Raw genomic sequence first — 16,515 nt, forward strand, 5'->3', positions numbered from 1 at the left:
TCGGCGGCCTCTCCTAGCATGGCCCGGTGACTTCCCCCGAGCGCGGTCCCCAGGCAAGCGACGTGCTGCGGCGCGTCTTCGGCTACGACTCCTTCAGGGAGGGGCAGCAGGAGATCATCGACCACGTCGTCGCGGGCGGCGACGCGCTGGTGCTCATGCCGACAGGCGGCGGCAAGTCCCTGTGCTACCAGATCCCCGCTCTGGTACGGCAGGGCACGGGCGTGGTGATCTCACCGCTGATCGCGCTCATGCAGGACCAGGTCGACGCCCTGACCACCGCGGGCGTCAGGGCCGGCTTCCTCAACTCCACGCAGGAGCAGGGCGAGCGGGCCGCGGTCGAGGAGGCGTTCGTCTCGGGCGAGCTCGACCTGCTCTACCTCGCCCCCGAGCGGCTGCGGTCGGAGCAGACGCTGCGCCTGCTGGCCAGGGGGGCGATCTCGCTGTTCGCCATCGACGAGGCGCACTGCGTGGCGCAGTGGGGCCACGACTTCAGGCCCGACTACCTCACCCTGTCCACGCTGCACGAGCGCTGGCCCGAGGTGCCGCGCATCGCGCTGACCGCCACCGCCACCCCCGAGACGCACAAGGAGATCACCGCCAGGCTCGGCCTCGAGCGGGCGCGGCACTTCGTGGCCAGCTTCGACAGGCCCAACATCCAGTACCGCATCGAGCCGAAGAACGAGCCGAAGCGGCAGCTGCTGCGACTGATCCGCACCGAGCACGAGGGAGAGGCGGGCATCGTCTACTGCCTCTCGCGCGCCTCGGTGGAGAAGGTCGCCGCGTTCCTGCAGGAGAACGGCGTGGGGGCGCTGCCGTACCACGCGGGTCTCGACGCCCGCACGCGCGCCGCGCACCAGGCCCGCTTCCTGCGCGAGGACGGCATGGTCATGGTGGCCACGATCGCCTTCGGCATGGGCATCGACAAGCCCGATGTGCGCTTCGTCGCCCACCTCGACCTGCCCAAGTCCGTGGAGGGCTACTACCAGGAGACCGGCAGGGCGGGGCGCGACGGGCAGCCGGCCACCGCGTGGCTCGCCTACGGCCTGCAGGACGTCGTGCAGCAGCGCCGCATGATCGACACCTCTGAGGGCGACGACGCCCACCGGCGGCGCCAGGCCGCGCACCTGGAGGCGATGCTCGCGCTGTGCGAGACGGCCTCGTGCCGCAGGGTGCGGCTGCTGGCCTACTTCGGGCAGGAGGGCGCGCCCTGCGGCAACTGCGACACCTGCCTCAACCCGCCGGAGACCTGGGACGGCACGGTCGCCGCGCAGAAGCTGTTGTCGACCGTGCTGCGCCTGCAACGTGAGCGGGGGCAGCGCTTCGGCGCGGGGCAGCTGATCGACATCCTGCTCGGCAGGCAGACCGAGAAGGTGCTGCAGTTCGACCACGCCTCGCTGACGGTGTTCGGCATCGGCACCGAACTGCGCGACACGCAGTGGCGCGGGGTGGTGCGGCAACTGCTCGCCATGGGGCTGCTGGCGGTGGAGGGCGACTACGGCACGCTGGTGCTCACCGAGGCGAGCGCAGGGGTGCTGAGGGGAGAGCGCCCGGTGATGCTGAGGCACGACCCGGTGGCCAAGAAGGCCGACAGGCCGGCGAAGTCCGCCAAGCAGGCGGCGGCGGCCGAGCTGCCCGCGGAGGCGCAGCCGGTGTTCGAGCTGCTGCGCTCGTGGCGGGGAGCGACGGCCAAGGAGCAGGGGGTGCCCGCCTACGTCATCTTCCACGACGCGACGCTGCGCGAGATCGCGGCCAGACGCCCGGCGACGCTGGGGGAGCTGGCGGGGGTGTCGGGGGTGGGGGAGAGCAAGCTGGCCAAGTACGGCGAGCAGGTGCTGGCCGCCCTCGCCGAGGCTCCCGCGTAGGAGCGGGGAGCCTGCAAAGTGCGGAGGCCTCGGTGTCCGGGTCAGTGGGTGCGATCCAGAAGTGAGGTGATCAGCGCGCGGAGGTCACGGGCCTCCGGGAAGGCGGCGTCGAGCGTGTCGAGGGCGCGGGAGGCGTGGTCGGCGGCCATGGACAGGGCCCGGTCGCGGCCGCCCTCCTTCTCGATGAGGTCGGCGGCCAGCCGTACGGCGTCCTCGTCCTCGGCCCCCGAGGAGAGCAGGAGCGCCAGCTCGCGGCTCGCGGAGGTCCCGGCGGTTCCGGAGGATCGCGGCACAGAGGGGGCCAGGGCGGCCAGCACGGGGAGGGTCTTCTTGCGCCGGCGCAGGTCGCCGAAGACCGGCTTGCCCGTGCGCGCAGGGTCCCCCCAGATGCCGAGCACGTCGTCCACCATCTGGAAGGCCAGGCCGAGGTCGCGGCCCATGCCGTACATCCGGGTGGCGAGGACGGCAGGCGCGCCGGCGAACGTCACGCCGAGGGCGGCGGCGCAGCCGATCAGGGAGCCGGTCTTGTCGGCGGCCATCGAGGTGTACTCGGCCACCGTCACCGCCTCGGGGCCCGTCCACGGCCGCTCCTCGAAGGCCATGTCCAGGGTCTGGCCGTGCACCAGCTCCACCAGCGCCGACGACAGCAGACTCGCGGCCGCGGCGGCGTGCGGGCCACTGGCGGCGGACCTGACGGCCAGGGCCAGCAGCGCGTCACCGGCCAGGACGGCGGGCCCGACCCCGTAGGCCTTCCACACCGCGGGCCGGTGCCTGCGCCGCTCGTCGCTGTCGATGATGTCGTCGTGCACGAGCGAGAAGACATGCACCAGCTCCACCGCGACCGCGCCGGGGACCGCCGACTCGAACGTGCCACCCGCGGCCTCGGCGCACAGCATCGCGAGGGCGGGCCGCAGCCCCTTGCCGGTGTCGGCCTCGACGGGTGTGCCGTCGATGTCGGACCAGCCGAGCGTGAAGGCGGCCATCCGCTCGGTCCAGGGATGCAGATCGGCCACGGTCGCGCGCATCGCCGGCTCGAGCAGCTGCCTGCACCTGGCGAGCGCGCCGGCGGGAAAGCCGATGTCAGGCATCGATCCTCCGATGAATCGGCGCGAAGTCAGCCGACGATCCTCCGTTGAACCGGCAAGTCACCATAAATAACCACCAATCCCCAACCTTGATCAGTAACAGCCGATCATGTGATACTCCACGCGAACCATCATGAAGTTTGTGAAGTAGGAGTAAATGTCGACCGGTCGGGTCCGTACGCTGCCCTTCTGCCTCGCTCTCGCCGGACCCGCCCGCCACCCCGTCAAGGCGCTCGAACAGGCCGGATCCGAGGCCGGAGGCGCACACGTCAAGCTTAGTCTCGGCCCCTTGCGCCCCTTCCTCGCCACCCATGGGCGGCACGTCCTGAGTGCCAGTCAGGCGAACCACCTACGTGAGGGTACGTTCTGGGATCCGATGATTCCGCTGTCCGGCGACGGCATCCACGCCGGCGGCCCGGCCCGGCGCGACAGCGGCAAGGCGTCGCGGCCGCTGTTCACCGCCAAGCGCCTCAGGGGCACCTCTCCGCGCACCGCGCTCCATCCGGAGCGGCAGATCGGCTTCACCATCGGCTTCCACGGCAGCGCCGACACCTGGAGAGAGCTGTGAACGACATCGCCTCGGCGGCACGAGAGCTGGTCGACGGGCTGATGGCCAGGCCGTGGGGCCAGGTGACCGCCTCGGTCTACGAGACAGGCCGCCTCGTCACACTGGTGCCGTGGCTCACCGGCCACGCCGAAAGGGTCGACTACCTGCTGCGCACCCAGCGGCCCGACGGCGCCTGGGGCCCGCCCGACGGCTACGACCTGGTGCCCACGCTCAGCGCGGTCGAGGCGCTGATGTCCGAGTGCCGCCGTACCTCCGGCGCGTCCGACACCTCGACCGGCCCGCGCGCGGACCTGTCCGCCGCGGTCCTGCGCGGCCTGGAGATACTCCCCGTACGGCTCGGCGCGGGCCACCCGCTGCCCGACATGCCCGCCGTCGAGCTCATCGTCCCCTTCCTCGTCTCGCTGATCAACGAGCACCTGACAGGGCTGGGCGCGCCGCTGCCGCTGCCTCAGGGGATGGACCACTCCAGGCTGGAGGCGGTGCGGGGCTGGATCGCCTCCGGCGCGAAACTGCCCGAGAAGCTGCTGCACGCCCTGGAGATCGCCGGCTCGGCCGCCAGGGGCGCGCACGCCGTCCGGCCTACCCCGATCGGCACCGTCGGCGCCTCACCCGCCGCGACCGCCGCCTGGCTCGCCGCCATCCAGGACGGACCCGTGCACGCCGACCTCACGGCCGAGGCAAGCGGCGCGGGCGAGGCGACGCTCGGGGCCGCGGCGGCGAGGCTCCATCTGGAGGCGGTGGCCAGGAGGCACGGCGGCCCGGTGCCCGTGGGCCTGCCGATCACGGTGTTCGAGCGAGGCTGGGTGCTGAGCTGGCTGGCCAGAGCGGGCATCGAGCTGGACGTCCCGCCCGAGATGATCGCCGACCTGCGCGCGGCGATCGGCCCCGCGGGAACGCCCGCGGGCGCCGGACTGCCGGCCGACGCCGACACCACCTCGGTCGCCCTCTACGCGCTGGCCATGCTGGGAGCCCCGCACGAGCCGGGCAGCCTGCTCGCCTTCGACCTCGGCACCCACTTCTGCACCTGGCAGGGCGAGGACGGCCACTCGCCGACCGTCAACGCGCACGTGCTCGACGCCCTCGGCAAATACGTGGAGCGCCGTCCCGCCGCGGGCGATCGTTACCGCCCCGTGATGGCGCGTCTGAGTGGCTGGCTGGCGAGCAGGCAGCGGGCCGACGGGGCGTGGGACGACCGCTGGCACGCCTCGCCGTACTACGCGACCGCGAGCTGCGCGCTGGCCCTCGACGATTACGGCAGCCAGGAAAACGCGGGGTCGGTGCGCAGGGCGGTCACCTGGGTGCTGGACACGCAGCGGCCGGACGGCTCGTGGGGCAGATGGGAGGGCACGCCGGAGGAGAGCGCCTACGCGCTGCAGATCCTGTTGCTGACCAGGGCGGGCGACGATCCCCGCCTGGCGCGGGCGGCGGCCGAGGGCTACCGGTTCCTGCGCGGGGCCGACCTCGGCAGCCAGCCCGCGCTCTGGCACGACAAGGATCTCTACAGCCCTCGCGCGGTGGTGCGCGCGGCCGTCCTCGCCTCGCTGCATCTCGCGGAATGCGACCGGAGAGTGTCCATCCTGATACGATCATGAATCAGCGCCTCCGCTAAATGCCATTAAATCCGGCAAAAGCGACATTTACAGTTTGTTGTGTATTGAGTGAAGAATGTGGCGTTGCTAGGGTGTCCGGAGTGATGGGGCGCAAGGGTCCGTGATTGTCCTGTGATGAAAGACTTCCTCAGGTGTGCACATGCGCTTGCGTAACTTGCGGTTACGGACCAAGGTCACGGCTCTGCTCCTCTGCCTGACCGCGCTCTGGGCGTTCGCGGCGTGGGTGACCCTTGGCGAGGGCGCCGACCTGCTCCGGGCCGCCACGCTCAACCGCGGTGTCGCCGACCCGGGTGACGCGCTGACGGTCCAGCTCCAGCAGGAGCGCCGCCTGTCGCTGGTCCACCTGGGACAGCGGGGCGCCGGCGCGAAGGAGGCGCTGCGCATCCAGCGGGCCAGGACCGACGCCGCGGCGCACGCCTTCACCGAACAGGCCGGGTCCACCAGCGTGGGCCTGGCCGCCTCCGACACCCTCGACCTGCGCCTGCGGCAGGTGTTCAGGCGCATCGAGGGGCTGAAGGCGGCGCGTGTCTCGATCGACGCGGGGAAGGTCGATCGGGTCCGCGCCGCCACCACCTACACCGAGGTCATCGACTCGATCTACCGGGCCCACGACGCGCTCGCCGGAGTCGACGACGAGCAGATCGCCAAGGACGCCAGGACCTTCGCCGAGATGAGCAGGGCGACCGAGATCCTCTCGCAGGAGGACGCGCTGATCGCGGGCGCGCTGGCGGCCGGCGGGCTGACCGGGGCCGAGCGCGGCCAGTTCGCGCTGATCGTCGGCGCCCAGCGCTTCGCCAGGGCCGAGGCGGCGAACGAGCTGCCCCAGGCCGACAGGCAGCGCTACGACGAACTCGTCGGCGGCGCCGCCTTCACGCGTTTGCGCCAGCTGGAGGACCAGCTCGTCCAGGGCGGCGCCCCGCCAGGACCCGAGCAGTGGAGGGGCGCCGTCGACCCGGTCATGGCCGGGCTCGACAGCACCGTGCACAAGGGCCGTGACGGCCTCGTCGAGCGGGCCACGCCCGTCGCGGCCGGCGTGATCACCAGGCTCCTGCTGGTGGGCGGCCTCGGCCTCCTCGCCGTCATCGCCTCGATCGTGCTGTCGGTGACCACGACCAGGGCCGTCCTCGCCCAGCTCAAGAAGGTGCGCGACGCCGCGCGCGAGCTGTCGGACGAGCGGCTGCCGCGCGTGGCAGAGCGCATCGGCAGGGGAGAGGAGGTCGACGTGGCCGTCGAGGCGCCGCCGCTGACGTTCGGCGACGACGAGATCGGCGCGGTGGGCCGGGCTTTCAACACCGTCCAGGAGAGCGCCGTCAGGGTCGCGGTCGAGCAGGCCGAGCTGCGCCGCAGCGTCAGCGACATCCTGCTCAGCCTCGCCCGCAGGACCCAGGGCCTGGTGCACAGGCAGCTCACCGTCCTCGACGTGATGGAGCGCCGCGCAAGCGAGCCCGAGGAACTGCGCGACCTGTTCAGGCTCGACCACCTGGCCACCCGCATGCGGCGCAACGCCGAGAACCTCATCGTGCTGTCGGGCGCCTCGCCGGGCCGTACGTGGCGCAGGTCGGTGCCCATGATCGACGTCGTGCGCGGCGCGCTGGCCGAGGTGGAGGACTACACCCGCGTCCAGCTGCAGCTCACGGGCGAGGCGACGCTGGCGGGCAAGGCCGTCGGCGACGTCATCCACCTGCTGGCCGAGCTGATCGAGAACGCCGTCTCCTTCTCCCCGCCCTACACGATGGTGCAGGTCGGCGGGCAGGCCGTGGCCAACGGGTACGTCTTCGAGATCGAGGACTGGGGCCTCGGCATGACGCCCGAGGACCTCCAGGCCGCCAACGAGCGCATCGCCGAGCCGCCCGGGTTCAGGCGCACGGGCACCGCCCGGCTCGGCCTCTACGTGGTCGCCAGGCTGGCCGAACGGCACCAGATCCAGGTCCAGTTGAAGGCCTCGCAGTACGGCGGGACCACGGTGGTCGTCCTCGTACCGCGCGAACTGATCGGCACCGAGCCCGCCCCCGCGCCCGAGCCCGAGCAGGACCGGGACGGCGTTCCATCCATCCCGGCGCCCAGGACCGCGTTCGGCGCCGCTCCTGGCACTGCGCCTGGCACTGCATTGGGCGCCACGGCCACGGCGCTCCGGCCGCCACCCACGGCGCTCAGGCCGCCACCGGCCACCGCGCTGCGTCCACCGCCCGCGACCGGGCGGCCCGCGCGTCCGGTGGCCGAGGGGCCACCGGACCTGGCGGTCGGCGCGGGCCTGCTGAGCGACGGCCCGCTGAGCGACGGCCCGCTGAGCGACGGCTTGCTGAGCGACGGCCCGGTGCGCGACAGGCCGGTGCGCGACGCGGCTGTGAACGACGGGCCCGCGAACGACGGGTGGGGGAGCGGCGGGACGGCGCCTCTGAACGGGCCGGCCGCGGGGGTCGTCAAAGCACCGCTGCCTGTCGGACACGCAGCCGGGGCGGAAGCTCCCGAGACGCGCGTGCCGGCGAGCGTGGGCGTCCAGGACGAGGTGGCCGCCCACGGCGGCCAGTCCGGGGCGACGGGAGCGCGGGAGAGCGGGCAGGACGAGCCGGCCATCCCCGCCTTCACCCCCTCGGGCCTGCCGGTCCGCGTGCCGCAGGCCAGTCTGGCGCCGGGGCTGAAGACGGACGACGCCGCGCCGGCGCAGGAACAGGACGAAGACGAGCGCTCACCTGAGGAGATCCGCGCGATCATGGGTTCGTTCCAGTCGGGTACCCGCCTGGGCAGGGCGCAGGCGGCCAAGCTGACCGAGGGGGAGGCGTGAGATCTGGCTCTTCAACCGACCTGACCTGGCTCCTTGACGACCTGGCAGGCCGCATCAGGGAGGTGGAGCACGCGATCGTGCTCTCCTCCGACGGCCTGCTCATGGCCTCGTCCAAGGAGCTCGACCGAACCGACGGCGAGCACCTGTCCGCGGTCGCCTCCGGCCTGCAGAGCCTGGCCAGAGGCGTCAGCGAGCACGTCGGCGGCGGAGCGGTGCGCCAGACGGTCGTGGAGTGGAAGTCCCGCTACCTCATCGTGACGGTCGCGGGCGAGGGGGCCTGCCTGGCGGTCCTGTGCCTGCAGGACGCCGACATCGGCCTGGTCGCCTACGAGATGGCCATGCTGGTGGCCAGGGTCGGCCAGTACCTCACCTCTCCCGCGCGCAACGAGGCCAAGCGATGACGCACGAGGAATGGGTCGATCCGGAGATCGTCAGGCCGTACGTGGTGACACGCGGCCGTACCGAACCCGTCAGGGGCTCCTTCGACCTGATCTCGCTGGCCGTCGCCGTGGGCGGTCCGCCGGGCCCTGAGGCGGGCCTGGACCCCGAGCACCTGTCGATCGCCAGGCTCTGCCGCGAGCCGATCTCCGTGGCGGAGATCGCCGCCCGACTCGACCTTCCCGCGGGCACGATTCGTGTCCTGCTGGGCGACCTGTTCGACCAGGGGTTCGTCACCGTGCAGGATCCCCAACCCGAGGTGGACATGCAAGACGAGAAGATGTACAGGGCGGTGCTCGATGGTCTTCGGTCGCTCTGATCGGCGGCGGCTGCCGACCGCCATCAAGATCCTCATCGCCGGCGGGTTCGGCGCGGGCAAGACGACCATGGTCGGCTCGGTCTCCGAGACGCGGCCGCTGCGCACCGAGGAGACGCTGACCGACCGGTCCACCGGGGTCGACGACATCTCCGGCGTGGAGGCCAAGCGCACGACGACCGTCGCCATGGACTTCGGCCGCATCACCATGGGCGACGACTACATGCTCTACCTGTTCGGCACGCCCGGGCAGGAGCGCTTCTGGTTCGTGTGGGACGAGCTGGCGCTCGGCGCGCTCGGCGCGGTGATCCTGGCCGACACCCGCCGCCTGGCCGACTGCTTTCCCTCCGTCGACTACTTCGAGCGGCGCGGCACGCCGTTCGTGGTCGCCGTCAACTGCTTCGAGGGCTCGCCCGTCTACGAGCTGGACGAGGTGCGGCTCGCGCTGGGCCTCGACCCTTCGATCCCGCTCGTGCTCTGCGACGCCCGCAAGCGCGACTCCAGCCGCGAGGTGCTCATCCAGCTCGTCGAGCACGCGATGAAGCTGAGGGCGCAGCCGGTCGGGACCACCTCGTGACCATCTGCCGCTACCGTTGATCGGATGGAGGAGATCGACCGCAGGATCGTCACGCTGCTGGCCAAGGACGGCCGGATGAGCTTCACCGACCTGGCCAGGGAGACGGGCCTTTCGGTCTCCGCTGTGCACCAGCGGGTGCGCCGCCTGGAGAAGCGCGGGGTCGTGCGCGGCTATGCCGCGCTCGTCGACCACGACGCCGTCGGGCTGCCGCTGACCGCCTTCGTCTCCATCAAGCCGATCGACCCCGCCGCCCCCGACGACGCGCCGGAACGGCTGGCCCACCTGAGCGCGATCGAGGCCTGCCACAGCGTGGCGGGTGACGAGAGCTACATCCTGAAGGTGCGCGTCGCCTCGCCCCTCGCGCTGGAGGAGCTGCTGCAGCACATCCGCGCCTCGGCGAACGTCTCCACCCGCACGACCGTGGTGCTGAGCACGCCGTACGAACACCGCCCTCCCGAGCTGGGCGACGGCTGAGACCGCGCGGGCGGGGCGGCGGTGGTGCCCCGCCGTCCCGCCCGCGCGGCGCCGCCCGGTGGCCCGGGCGGCTTCACTCCGGCTCCTGGCCTGCTGGAGATGGTCTGCTGGAGAAGAGGTCAGAGCAGGTCGCCGAAGTGCCCGCGCAGGCGGGCCTTGGCCTCCTCGTCGGCGCCGATCCTGTCCAGGCCGTTGAGCGCGGCCCCCGCGATCGGCGGCAGGTCGGCCACGACCAGCTTGGCCTGCGGCGCCCGCGCCGTGAACCGCTCGTCGAGCAGCTCGCTCAGCAGCGGGTCGCGGGCGCGCAGCACGCCGCCGCCGAGCACCACCTCCGTCGGCGTCTCCAGCAGCTCCAGACGGCGCAGGCAGACCTCCGCCAGCAGCACGATCTCCTCGGCCATCCGCTCCACCAGCGACCTGGCGATCGGATCCCCCGCCGCGGCCACCTCGAACAGCCTGGGGGTGAGGCCGTGCAGGCTCGACTGCTCCAGCTCGCCGAAGTGCAGGGCGAGCGAGACCTCCTCGACGGTGGCGGTGCCGAAGTGCTCGGTGACCAGCGCGGCGAGGGCGGTGGGGCCGCCTCTGCCGTCCTCGGCCCTGACGGCGTGCCACAGCGCCTCCTCGGCCAGGCCGAGCCCGCCGCCCCAGTCGCCGCTGACCTTGCCGAGCGCGGGGAACCTGGCCACCCGGCCGCTGGGGGAGACCCCGACGGCGTTGACCCCCGCCCCGCACACCACCGCCACGCCCCAGGGGCCCGAGGCGCCCGCGCGCAGCAGCGCGAAGGTGTCGTTGCCCACCACGACGTCGGAGGCGAAGCCGCGCGCGGCGAACTCCTCGCGCAGCGCCTCCTCCTCCCTCGGCAGGTCCGCGCCGGCCAGGTAGGCCGACAGCAGGTCACCGTACGGCGCGGCGGGCGTGGTGCCGATGGCTCGTGCCAGGGGGCCGAGCGCCTGCCGTACCGCCTCCTCCACGACGTCGGCGGCCGCCGACACGCCCGCGCTCTGCGGCAGGAAACCTCCTCCGCGGCCGGTGGCGAGGACGGTGCCGTCCTCGGCCACCAGCGCCACGTCGGTCTTGCTGTTGCCGCCGTCGACCGCGAGCACGGTCCTCACGCCGACACCACCCACGGCAGGTGCGCCCTGTTGGCCTCGAGCAGCAGGCGCGTCAGCTCGCCCGCGACGGCCTCCTGGCCGATCAGCGGGTGCGCCAGCAGCGCGTTGCGGACCCTGTCGGCCCCGCCGTGCACGGCCGCCTCGAGGGCCAGGCTCTCGTAGGCCGACACGTTCGCGATCAGGCCCGCGTACAGCGGTTCCACGGCGGGCACCGGCAGCGGCGCGGCTCCCGCCGACCCCACGACGGCGGGAACCTCGATGACCGCCTCGTCGGGCAGGAACGGCAGCGTGCCCGCGTTGCGCACGTTCACTACCTGGGTGTCGCCCCTGTCGCCGAGCAGAGAGGCGATGAGCGCGACCGCGGCCTCGGAGTAGAACGCGCCGCCCCGCTTCTCCAGCAGCGCGGGCTTGGTGTCGACGGCAGGGTCGGCGTACAGCTTCAGCAGCTCGGCCTCCATCGCCGCCACCTCCGCCGCGCGCGACGGCTTGGCCCGCTGCTCCTCGACCACCAGGTCGTGGGCGTAGAAGTAGCGCAGGTAGTACGACGGCACCACACCGAGCCTGGTCACCAGCTCGAGAGGCAGCCCGATGTCGTCGGCGATCGCCCGGCCGTGCTCGGCGAGCAGCTGGGGCAGCACGTCCACGCCGTCGACGGTGACGGAGCGCTCCCACGTCAGGTGGTTGAGCCCGACGTGGCCGAGCGAGACGCGCGAGGGGTCGACCCCCAGGTGCCCGGCGAAGCGGCGCTGGAAGCCGATGGCCACGTTGCACAGCCCGATCGCCCTGTGCCCCGCGTCGAGCAGCGCGCGGGTCACGATGCCGACCGGGTTGGTGAAGTCCACGATCCACGCCTCAGGCGCGTGCCTGCGCACCTGCTCGGCCAGCTCCAGCACCACGGGGACGGTCCGCAGCGCCTTGGCCAGGCCGCCGGCGCCCGTGGTCTCCTGCCCGACGCACCCGCACTGCGTCGGTAGCGTCTCGTCCACGTTGCGCGCGGCCTGCCCGCCCACTCTGAGCTGGAACAGCACCGCCTGCGCGCCCTCCACGCCCTCCTGCACGGAGGTGGTGGCGACGACCTTCGCGCCGTGCCCCTCGCGGGCCAGCATCCTGCGCGAGAGGCCCGCCACCAGCTCCAGGCGGGAACGGTCCGGATCCACCAGCGCGATCTCGGTGAGCGGCAGCTCGTCCCTCAGTCGCGCGAACCCGTCGATCAGCTCGGGCGTGTACGTCGAGCCGCCCCCGACAACGGCGAGTTTCAACCTTTTACTCCTGTCAACGTGACGCCCTCGATGAAGACTCTCTGGGCGAAGAAGAACACGATGATCACCGGTGCGGTCACCAGCAGGGTGGCCGCCATGGTGAGGTTCCACTGGACGCTGTGGAAGGCCTTGAACGTCGACAGGCCCAGCGAGAGCGTCCAGTTGTCCTGGTTGATCCAGGTGTAGAGCAGCGGGCCGTAGTAGTCGTTCCAGCAGTAGAAGAACTGGAACAGCGCCACCGCGGCGATCGCCGGCCTGGCCATGGGCAGGATCACCCTGACCAGGGTCCTGAAGTCGGAGCACCCGTCGACCCTGGCCGCGTCGGTGTACTCACGCGGGATGGTCAGCAGGAACTGGCGGAGCAGGAAGATCGAGAACGCGTCGCCCAGCAGCATGGGCAGGATGAGCGGCCACAGCGTCTCGGTGAGCCCGAACCTGGCCCAGATCAGATAGATCGGCACCGCGACGACCTGGGGCGGCAGCATCATCGTCGTGATGACCAGCAGGAAGGCCAGCTTGCGCCCCCTGAAGCGGAACCTCGCCAGCGCGTACGCGACGGGGATCGACGAGACGAGCATGAACAGCGTGCCGAGCCCCGCGTACATCAGCGTGTTCAGCGTCCAGGTCAGCAGGTGCGACTTCGCGAAGACGTCGGCGAAGTTCGACCAGTTCCACGACTCAGGCCACAGGTTGGTGGTCAGCGCCTGCTCGTCGGTCATCAGCGCGGTCAGCCCGACCAGGACCACGGGCCCGGCGAACATGATCGCCAGCGCCACCGCGATGGCGTGGGTGGCGATCCAGTGCAGGACCCTGCGCCGTCTCGCCCCCGTGGCGGGCGCGGGCAGCGCCCTGGAGCGGCGGGGCGCGGTCAGCGTGGTGCTCAAGAGTGGACCTCCTCGGCCTTGCGGAACTGGCGGAGCAGGATCAGCGTGAAGATCATCGAGGTGGCGAACAGCAGCAGCGCCAGCACCGAGCCGTAGCCCATGTTGGAGTCGCGGAAGGCGGCGTGGAAGAACCACTGCGGCAGCGTGAGCAGCGACCCCTCCGGATAGCCGGGGGTGAAGGAGCTGCCCGCCGAGTCGGTGGCGCCAGAGGCGACCCTGGAGGCGATCATCGCCTGCGTGAAGTACTGCAGCGCGTAGATGACGGCCGTGACAAGGGAGAACATCAGCACCGGCGCGATGGTCGGCAGCGTGATGCTCCTGAACTGCCGCCACGCTCCCGCGCCGTCGATGGCCGCGGCCTCGTACATGTGCTTGGGCACGTCGAGCAGGGCCGCCAGGAAGATCACCATGGTGTTGCCGCAGCCCCACACCGCCAGCGCGGTCAGGCTCGGCTTGGACCACGAGGGGTCGCCGAACCAGTCGGGACCCGCGATCCCGGCCCACGACAGGATCTGGTTGACCGGGCCCACCGGGTTGAGCAGGAAGACGAAGGCGACGGTCCCCGCCACCATCGGCACCAGCGTCGGCAGGTAGAACAGGGTGCGGAAGAAGCCCACCCCCGTCTTCAGCTTGGTGAGCAGCTGCGCGACGCCGATGGAGAAGACCACCTGCGCGGGCACCATGAAGACCACCAGCCACAGGGTGTTCTTGGCCGAGACCCAGACCCGGTCGTCCTGCAGCAGGTAGCGCCAGTTGTCCAGGCCGACGAACTCCAGCGTGAACATGTTGTAGTTGGTGAAGGAGAAGTAGACGGTCGACGCCAGCGGGTAGGCGAAGAAGATCGAGAAACCCGCTATCCACGGGGAGAGCCACAGGAGGGCCCGCAGGCCCTCCCGCCGCTTCGGCCTGGCTCTCATCCGCCCGACAGCTTCAGCTTGTCGTTGATGCGCTTGTCGACGCCCTTCAGCCCCGCGTCGAGGTCCTTGACCGCGCCCTTCTCCCAGGTGACCAGGAAGGTCGAGAGGGAGTCCTGGTTGAAGACGCTGTTGACCGACGCGGGCAGCGTGCTCGTCTTCGGGTGGGCGAAGATGTCGAGGAAGGTCTTGAAGTTGGCGTCGGCGGCCAGCCGGGGAGACTCCATCGCCGCCTTGGTGGTGGGCACGTTGCGCAGCGCGTTGGACAGCGTCACCAGGCTGTCGGTGTCGGTGGTCAGGTGCTTGATCAGCTCCCACGCGTGCTGCGGGTTCTTGGCGCCCTTCGGCACGCCGATGACGGTGCCCGCGGTGAAGCCGCTGCCGTACAGGTCGGGCTTGTCGTCGGCGACGGGCAGCGGGGCGGTGCCGTAGTCGAGCGACTTGGCCTTGGAGTCGTTGGCGATCATGGCGTTGCGCCACTCGCCGTCGACGATCATCGCGACCTTGCCCTTGAAGAACGGGTGCGCCGAGCCCCACTCGTCGCCGAGGCTGCGGCGGAACTTCTCCAGGTTGGCGTAGCCGTACCAGTCGACGAGCTCCTTCTGCCAGGTCAGCAGCTGCTTCCAGGCGGGGTCGGAGCCGATGGCGGAGGTGCCGTCGTCGTTGTACCACTTGGCGCCGACCATGGGGGCCAGGTGGGAGGGGGAGTTCTCGTAGTACTGGAAGCTGGGGATGAAGCCGGCCACCTTGATCGTGCCGTCGGGGTCCCTGACCGTCAGCTCCTTGGTCAGCCTGGTCAGCTCCGAGAGCGTCTTGGGCGGCTCGTTCCCCTTCATCAGGGCCTTGTTGTAGAACATGCCGTAGGCGTCGGCCAGCAGCGGCATCATGCAGCGCTTGCCCTCGAACTCGGTGTAGGAGCGCGAGGCCGCAGGCAGCACCGACAGGTCGATGCCGTCCTGCTTGACGACCGCCGTGAGGTCTTGGAACGCTCCCGTCTTGCACCACAGCGCGACGTTGTCGGTGGTGAAGGAGGCCGCCACGTCGGGCGCCTTGCCGCTGCGGATGGCCTGGGTGATCTGGTCGTCCTGGACGGCCTTGGTGGTCTTGACGGTGATCTGCGGGAACTTCTCGTTGAAGCCCGCGATCGCCTCCTCGAAGGCCTTGACCTCGGCGTCGGTCTGGAAGCCGTGCCAGAGCTCGATGGTGGCGGCGGGCAGGGCCTGCGAGGCCGAGCCCGAGGGCTTGGGCTGGGCGCCGAGCGAGGGCGGCGCCTCCTTGCCCGCCGTACACGCGGTCAGCGCAAGAACGGTGAGTCCTGCGACCGCAAGGGGGACGAAACGCACGGGGGGTGCCTCCTGCAATCTAAGCGGTGGGGACGGTGGAGCTGAAGACCTCTTCACGGACGGCGTCGAGGGCGAGGTCGAGGGCGCCGGCCAGCACCGGGTTGCCCTCGACGGTCGACAGCCGCACGTGCGGCCTGGGGATGGTGAGCGCGTGGAGTTCGTGCTCGATGAGCTCGCGCAGGCTCTCGCCGCCGGACAGCACGATGCCGCCGGTGAGCACGACGAGGCCGGGGTCGAGCACGGAGGTGATGGCCGCGAGGCCCACGGCGATCCTGGCGGCGATGTCGCGCAGGCCCGCGCGGGCGTCGTCGGCCTTCTTGCCGCTGCCCGCCGCGGTTCGCACGGCGGCGGCGACGGCCTGGCCGAAGTCGCGGGCGCGCACGCCGTACGAGCGCAGCAGCTTGAGCACGGCAGGGCCGCCGGTGAGCGCCTGGTAGCCGTGGTTGGCGTAGAGACCAGCCTCGCGCGCGGTCGGCGCGCCAGGGGTGGGCATGTAGCCGACCTCGCCCGCGCCGCCCGTTGCGCCGCGGTGCATGCGCCCGCCGAGGACGACGGCCGAGCCGATGCCCTCGTCGGCCCACAGCAGGACGAAGTCCTGGTGGTCACGGGCGGCGCCGTGGGCCTGCTCGGCCACCGCCACGAGGTTGACGTTGTTCTCGACGTCGACGGGTACGCCGAGTCCCTCGCTCAGCGTGGGTACGAGGTTGGGGATCTGCCAGCCGGGCATGTCCTTGGCCGTGGCGTAGCCGAGGCGGCCCGTCGTGGGGTCGATCGCGGCCTGCACGCCGATCACCACCCTGCGCAGCGGGCCTGGCGAGCCCGCGCCGTCCAGGGCGCCGCGCAGCCTGTCGATCAGCCCGTCGCTGGGGCGGCGGGAGGTGGGGCGGGTGTACGTGCCGACGATCTGACCGGTGATGTCGGCGACGCACGCCTCGATGCGGTCGGGGGTGACGTCGAGCGCGGCGACGTAGGCGGCGTCGGGATTGATCCGGTAGAGCTCGGCCGTACGGCCGGGCAGACCCTCCCTGATGCCGTCGAGCACCACGAGACCCGCCTCCTGCAGCCTGGACAGCAGCTGCGAGGCCGTGGGCTTGGACAGCCCGGTGAGAGTGCCGATCTCGGGCCGGGTCAGCGGCCCCCGGTCCAGCAGCACCTGCAGAGCGGCGCGGTCGTTGATCGCGCGCAGCAGGCTGGGTGTTCCAGGAACCGGACCGTTCACTCGTGACTCCCACTGAGTTAGGAAACTTTCCTAACTCACAATGGACGGCAAAGCGCCATAGAGTCAAGCGGT

The 16,515-nt window shown here is 71.4% G+C and carries 15 protein-coding genes; 8 read left to right on the forward strand and 7 right to left on the reverse strand.

The window, feature by feature from the left end; translation table 11 throughout:
• Nucleotides 1-26: 26 nt before the first annotated feature.
• Nucleotides 27-1,862: a DNA helicase RecQ gene (recQ, locus tag ABFX50_RS23270; protein ID WP_346149476.1), complete on the forward strand. Its 1,836-nt coding sequence runs from the start codon at nt 27-29 to the stop codon at nt 1,860-1,862.
• Nucleotides 1,863-1,903: 41 nt separating this feature from the next.
• On the opposite strand, the gene ABFX50_RS23275 is transcribed toward recQ, so the two are convergent.
• Nucleotides 1,904-2,950, reverse strand: coding sequence for a polyprenyl synthetase family protein (locus ABFX50_RS23275; RefSeq protein ID WP_346149477.1), 1,047 nt, complete (start codon nt 2,948-2,950; stop codon nt 1,904-1,906).
• A 373-nt stretch (nt 2,951-3,323) separates the two neighbouring features.
• Here ABFX50_RS23275 and ABFX50_RS23280 point away from each other — a divergent pair, with 373 nt between their 5' ends.
• From ABFX50_RS23280 to ABFX50_RS23310, 7 genes are all read left to right on the forward strand, one after another.
• Nucleotides 3,324-3,515 carry a hypothetical protein gene (locus ABFX50_RS23280; RefSeq protein ID WP_346149478.1) on the forward strand — a complete coding sequence of 64 codons (192 nt, stop codon included), beginning with the start codon at nt 3,324-3,326 and terminating at the stop codon, nt 3,513-3,515.
• Nucleotides 3,512-5,107 carry a prenyltransferase/squalene oxidase repeat-containing protein gene (locus ABFX50_RS23285; protein WP_346149479.1) on the forward strand — a complete coding sequence of 532 codons (1,596 nt, stop codon included), beginning with the start codon at nt 3,512-3,514 and terminating at the stop codon, nt 5,105-5,107. Before ABFX50_RS23280 ends, ABFX50_RS23285 begins: the two co-directional genes overlap by 4 nt.
• 157 nt (nt 5,108-5,264) lie before the next feature.
• The gene (locus tag ABFX50_RS23290) at nt 5,265-7,907 is read left to right on the forward strand and encodes a nitrate- and nitrite sensing domain-containing protein (protein ID WP_346149480.1); all 2,643 of its coding nucleotides are present in this window, start codon (nt 5,265-5,267) and stop codon (nt 7,905-7,907) included.
• Nucleotides 7,904-8,308 carry a roadblock/LC7 domain-containing protein gene (locus tag ABFX50_RS23295; protein ID WP_183661579.1) on the forward strand — a complete coding sequence of 135 codons (405 nt, stop codon included), beginning with the start codon at nt 7,904-7,906 and terminating at the stop codon, nt 8,306-8,308. The genes ABFX50_RS23290 and ABFX50_RS23295 overlap by 4 nt, the downstream gene beginning before the upstream one ends.
• Nucleotides 8,305-8,664, forward strand: a complete 360-nt coding sequence (locus ABFX50_RS23300) for a DUF742 domain-containing protein (protein ID WP_183661577.1) — start codon at nt 8,305-8,307, stop codon at nt 8,662-8,664. Before ABFX50_RS23295 ends, ABFX50_RS23300 begins: the two co-directional genes overlap by 4 nt.
• The gene (locus tag ABFX50_RS23305) at nt 8,645-9,238 is read left to right on the forward strand and encodes a GTP-binding protein (RefSeq protein ID WP_183661576.1); all 594 of its coding nucleotides are present in this window, start codon (nt 8,645-8,647) and stop codon (nt 9,236-9,238) included. The genes ABFX50_RS23300 and ABFX50_RS23305 overlap by 20 nt, the downstream gene beginning before the upstream one ends.
• A gap of 24 nt (nt 9,239-9,262) precedes the next feature.
• Nucleotides 9,263-9,712 carry an Lrp/AsnC family transcriptional regulator gene (locus tag ABFX50_RS23310; protein ID WP_183661574.1) on the forward strand — a complete coding sequence of 150 codons (450 nt, stop codon included), beginning with the start codon at nt 9,263-9,265 and terminating at the stop codon, nt 9,710-9,712.
• Between the two features lie 119 nt (nt 9,713-9,831).
• Here ABFX50_RS23310 and ABFX50_RS23315 read toward each other — a convergent pair whose 3' ends face one another.
• From ABFX50_RS23315 to ABFX50_RS23340, 6 genes are read right to left on the reverse strand one after another with little or no spacing between them, the layout of a single operon-like run.
• On the reverse strand, nt 9,832-10,824 hold the full coding sequence (locus tag ABFX50_RS23315) for an N-acetylglucosamine kinase (RefSeq protein WP_346149481.1): 993 nt from the start codon (nt 10,822-10,824) through the stop codon (nt 9,832-9,834).
• A complete protein-coding gene (locus ABFX50_RS23320; protein ID WP_346149482.1) occupies nt 10,821-12,083 on the reverse strand; it encodes a 6-phospho-beta-glucosidase in 1,263 nt (420 codons plus the stop codon). Before ABFX50_RS23320 ends, ABFX50_RS23315 begins: the two co-directional genes overlap by 4 nt.
• Nucleotides 12,080-12,967 carry a carbohydrate ABC transporter permease gene (locus ABFX50_RS23325; protein ID WP_183661568.1) on the reverse strand — a complete coding sequence of 296 codons (888 nt, stop codon included), beginning with the start codon at nt 12,965-12,967 and terminating at the stop codon, nt 12,080-12,082. Before ABFX50_RS23325 ends, ABFX50_RS23320 begins: the two co-directional genes overlap by 4 nt.
• A complete protein-coding gene (locus tag ABFX50_RS23330; protein WP_346149483.1) occupies nt 12,964-13,884 on the reverse strand; it encodes a carbohydrate ABC transporter permease in 921 nt (306 codons plus the stop codon). Before ABFX50_RS23330 ends, ABFX50_RS23325 begins: the two co-directional genes overlap by 4 nt.
• The gene (locus tag ABFX50_RS23335; RefSeq protein WP_346149484.1) at nt 13,881-15,224 is read right to left on the reverse strand and encodes an extracellular solute-binding protein; all 1,344 of its coding nucleotides are present in this window, start codon (nt 15,222-15,224) and stop codon (nt 13,881-13,883) included. Before ABFX50_RS23335 ends, ABFX50_RS23330 begins: the two co-directional genes overlap by 4 nt.
• Nucleotides 15,225-15,243: 19 nt before the next feature.
• On the reverse strand, nt 15,244-16,443 hold the full coding sequence (locus tag ABFX50_RS23340; RefSeq protein ID WP_346149485.1) for an ROK family transcriptional regulator: 1,200 nt from the start codon (nt 16,441-16,443) through the stop codon (nt 15,244-15,246).
• Nucleotides 16,444-16,515: the final 72 nt, after the last annotated feature.

The sequence above is a fragment of the Nonomuraea recticatena genome (genome assembly GCF_039533245.1).
GTDB lineage: Bacteria > Actinomycetota > Actinomycetes > Streptosporangiales > Streptosporangiaceae > Nonomuraea > Nonomuraea roseola.

Excerpts from the sequence above, each read along its gene's own strand:
- ABFX50_RS23275 (WP_346149477.1), bottom strand. The coding sequence starts at position 2,950 with ATGCCTGACATCGGCTTTCCCGCCGGCGCGCTCGCCAGGTGCAGGCAG.
- ABFX50_RS23305 (WP_183661576.1), top strand. The coding sequence starts at position 8,645 with ATGGTCTTCGGTCGCTCTGATCGGCGGCGGCTGCCGACCGCCATCAAG.
- ABFX50_RS23290 (WP_346149480.1), top strand. The coding sequence starts at position 5,265 with ATGCGCTTGCGTAACTTGCGGTTACGGACCAAGGTCACGGCTCTGCTC.
- ABFX50_RS23330 (WP_346149483.1), bottom strand. The coding sequence starts at position 13,884 with ATGAGAGCCAGGCCGAAGCGGCGGGAGGGCCTGCGGGCCCTCCTGTGG.
- ABFX50_RS23280 (WP_346149478.1), top strand. The coding sequence starts at position 3,324 with ATGATTCCGCTGTCCGGCGACGGCATCCACGCCGGCGGCCCGGCCCGG.
- ABFX50_RS23310 (WP_183661574.1), top strand. The coding sequence starts at position 9,263 with ATGGAGGAGATCGACCGCAGGATCGTCACGCTGCTGGCCAAGGACGGC.
- ABFX50_RS23300 (WP_183661577.1), top strand. The coding sequence starts at position 8,305 with ATGACGCACGAGGAATGGGTCGATCCGGAGATCGTCAGGCCGTACGTG.